The sequence below is a fragment of the Burkholderia sp. BCC0405 genome (assembly GCF_902833075.1).
Taxonomy (GTDB): Bacteria; Pseudomonadota; Gammaproteobacteria; order Burkholderiales; family Burkholderiaceae; genus Burkholderia.
This window is the reverse complement of sequence record NZ_CADFEO010000057.1, coordinates 1-2,294: the sequence shown is the minus strand read 5'-3', so window position 1 is coordinate 2,294 and position 2,294 is coordinate 1. Positions and strand designations below refer to the sequence as shown.

Sequence of the window (2,294 nt, the reverse complement as noted above, 5' to 3'; positions counted from 1 at the left end):
AAGAAGGCCGGTTGCGTAGATGGTCGGGCAACAGATCGGCGTGTTCTCGCAGACGGTACGACGTGCCCTCGATCTGCACGACGATCGCGTGGTGCAGCAGCCGGTCGAGCAGCGCCGCGGCGACCACGCTGTCGCCGAACACTTCACCCCATTCGCCGAAGCTTCGATTGGACGTCAGGATGATCGCGCAGCGCTCGTAGCAGGCGTTGACGAGCTGGAAGAACAGATTGCCGCCGTTGGAACCGATGGGCAGGTAACCGATCTCGTCGACGATGAGCAGGCTGTTGCGTGCAAGGAAGCGCACGCGCTGCGCCAGGTTGCCTTCCCGCTCAGCCTTGGCCATCGAGTTGACGATCTCGGCAAGCGAGCCGAAGTAGACGCTCTTGCCGGCGCGCACGGCTTCCACGCCCAGCGCAATGGACAGGTGCGATTTGCCCGTCCCGGGCGGCCCCAGGAAGTGAACGGTCTGCCGTCGTTCGATGAACTCGAGCTGCGCAAGCGCCATGATGCGATCGCGGTCGAGGCTCGGCTGGAAGCTGAAGTCGTAACCGGCCAGCGTCTTGATCGTACCGAGCCGCGCGGTCTGCAGCGCTATCCGGATGCGGCGGGTCTCGCGCGTCGTGAACTCCTCGCCCAGCAGCGTTTCCAACACTTCCAGCATCGAGCTGTCGCCTTGCTCGAAGCGATTCAGGGTGGCGTCCAGCGTTTCGAGCGCGCGCGGCATGCGCAAGCCGACGAGATAGCGCCGGATGCGTTCCAGTGTCGAGGCAGGCATGCCGCTCATGCGGTCCTCCCAGCATCTGCGAGGCGTCTTGCGACCTGGTCATAGAACGACAGAGGCCGGCGAGCCACGGCTACCATCACCGATGGCGCCGGCTGTCTTGACGGCTGCTTGCGCTGATTTGCGCGCCGATGGCCGGGCAACAGCGAGGTTCGTCGCCGGCCTTCGAGCACGGGATGAACCGCCAGCAGTTCCCCGTCTTCGTAGATGCGGATCTCGTGAGCCAGACTATGGACGTCGAGCGTGCGCTTGCGTGTACGATCGGGCACGCTGTAGTAGTTGCCGCCGACAGAGACGAGGCCTTCGTGGCTCACGCGCCGCTCGAGCCGGATCACGCCGTTGAAGGTGCCGGCCGGCAACGCCTGCAGTGCGGGGCGCTCCTCACCGAAGTGCTGGGCGACGACGCGGTGCGTCGTGCCGTGCACGCGCACATTGGCCACCGTGTCGAGCCACTCGCGCAACTGTCGGTTCAGGTCGGCGAGATTCTGGAAGCGACGCGCCAGGAAGAAGTCCTGCCGGATATAGCGGTACGGCCGCTCGACCTTGCCCTTGGTCTTGGCGCGATACGCCTTGCAGGCGCGCGGCGCGAAGCCGTAGTGCTGCGCAAACGCGACCAGCTTCGCGTTGTAGACGATGTGCTTCTCGACTTCGCCCAGCACGGCCGCCTTCATCCGATCGTACAGAATCTCGCGCGGAGCGCCGCCGAGATGCTCGAACGCTTCCATGTGGCAGCGCAGGACGGTCTGCAGGTCCTGATGCTCGACGAAACGTCCCCAGAGATAGCGGCTGTGCCCAAGCACGATCGAGAATAGCCAGATCGAGCGTCGCTGGCCAGGCGCGTCGTCGAACTCGACATTGAAGTGGGCGAAATCCACCTGCGCTTGATGCCCGGCAGGCGTCTCGAAGCCACGTTGGCGGGGCGGCCGGACCTCCCGAACCAAGTCGCCCAGCGCCGTGCGGCCACCGGTGTACCCCATGGCCCGAATCTCGCGCAGCAGTCGCTCGACGCTCAGGTCGGGAAACTCGCGTACACGTTCGGTGACGTAGTGAACGAACGGATCGACCACGCACGGTCGCGGTGCGCGCGGCCCGTAACGCGGCGCCTGAACGCCATTCCTGATGTATTTACGAACGGTCTTGCGGTCCATACTCAGTCGAACAGCGATGGCCGAAATACTCAGCCCTTGCCGGTGCAATTCCAGAATCGTCATCACTTCCTCCAGCTCGACCACCGACACCCCCACGACGGATCTCCAGGGCGATATGGTCGGCGATCGACAGGACGGCGCAGCTGCCGCGGCGCCGTCAGATAAAAAACTGGGGAAAATTACTTCGACGAAAGTGGGGAGTATCTATCCGACGCTGACACTCATGTCCTGGAGTTGTGCGTGATCGACCATCCGGCAATTGTGCCGGATTGCTCATCGGCAGGACATGGGCACGCTCACCGATTGTCGGTACTCACGTCATACGACACGGATCACACCACCTTCGCCAATGCGTTGCCACGGCA

General features: G+C 63.8%; 2 protein-coding genes. Both read right to left on the bottom strand.

Annotated elements, in window-relative coordinates; translation table 11 throughout:
• On the bottom strand, positions 1-784 hold a 784-nt coding region (gene istB / locus HWX36_RS36645; protein WP_175958572.1), incomplete at its 3' end, for an IS21-like element ISBcen28 family helper ATPase IstB.
• A complete protein-coding gene (gene istA / locus HWX36_RS36640) occupies positions 781-2,025 on the bottom strand; it encodes an IS21 family transposase (RefSeq protein WP_175958571.1) in 1,245 nt (414 codons plus the stop codon). The genes istA and istB, both read right to left, overlap by 4 nt.
• Between the last annotated feature and the right edge of the window lie 269 nt (positions 2,026-2,294).